This is a genomic window from Pseudomonas sp. NMI760_13 (assembly GCF_021283245.1).
Classification (GTDB): Bacteria; Pseudomonadota; Gammaproteobacteria; order Pseudomonadales; family Pseudomonadaceae; genus Aquipseudomonas; species Aquipseudomonas peradeniyensis.
On the sequence record NZ_JAJSRC010000090.1, the window covers coordinates 1 to 983 of the forward strand.

Annotated in this window: 1 pseudogene; it reads right to left on the minus strand. The window is 67.9% G+C overall.

Features of this window, described 5'->3' with window-relative positions:
• Positions 1 to 983, minus strand: a pseudogene (locus LU671_RS29295) (T6SS effector BTH_I2691 family protein); the annotation flags it as partial.

The following is a 983-nucleotide window of genomic DNA, read 5'->3' on the forward strand; positions in this document are numbered from 1 at the left end:
CCGTGCCGTCCCCGCAGGTGTCATGGGTATCCTGGTGTTGATCTGCGTGGCGCCGGTCCTGATGATCAAGCCCAGCGTCTCGATCCCGCCACCTAGGATCGCCAGCTTGGACCCATGCAACGCCATCACCGCTTCCCTCGATTTCTCGCCGATCTCGATTTCCGCCTTTTCCAGATTCTTCGCCAGGCTGTCGTGGGTCAGGTACAAGCCGCCCAGGGCCAGCAGGAGCTCCCAGCTGCCCGCCACGCCGCGCACGCCAGTGAAGCTGGTGCACACCAGCTGCGCCGCCTGTTTCGCGGTGATGCGCATGCCGTGGAGCAGTTGGCGGGCGCTGGCGTCGAGGGTTCCCGCAGCGACCGAGAGGTTGACCAGGCTGATCTGCGCGGCGGCGCTGAGCTGGTTGACGCGCAGACCGGCTTCCTGGGCCAGGCGCTCCTGCAGCACGTCGGCGGTGCCCTCGACCCAGACGCTGACGGTGATGACGCTGTGCGCCAGCTTCGGGTCGAGCACCGCCAGGCTCAGCAGCCCGTGCTGGATGACCGGCCGCACCCAGCGCCTGGACGCGCTCACCTCGGCATCAAATTCGCGCAGGCCCAGGAGCATGCGCTCGCGGGCCTTGGCGGTCTGCGCGCTGGCCTTGTGCTGCAGCTCGCGCAGGTGGGCGCTCTGCAGGGCGTAGTACTCGCTGAGCTTCATCTGCACCTGCAGCTCGATCAGTTGCACGCCGTTGTACAGCCACTGGCTGGCGCTGTTCAGGCGCATCACGGCGCGCTGCACGCCGGGCGGCAGCAGGGGCTTCAGGCGCAGGCTGGCGCCATTGATCGCGCCTTGCGTCTCGGCGATGGCCTGGCGCAGGGTGTCGCGCAGGTTCAAGCCGGCATCGTCACTGGCGATGACCTTGCTCAGCGCCCCGTAGAGTTTCTCGCTGTCGCCCCAGTCGGTGGGATCGGTGGTGGAGAAACTGGGCAGCAGCGCGGCGAGCA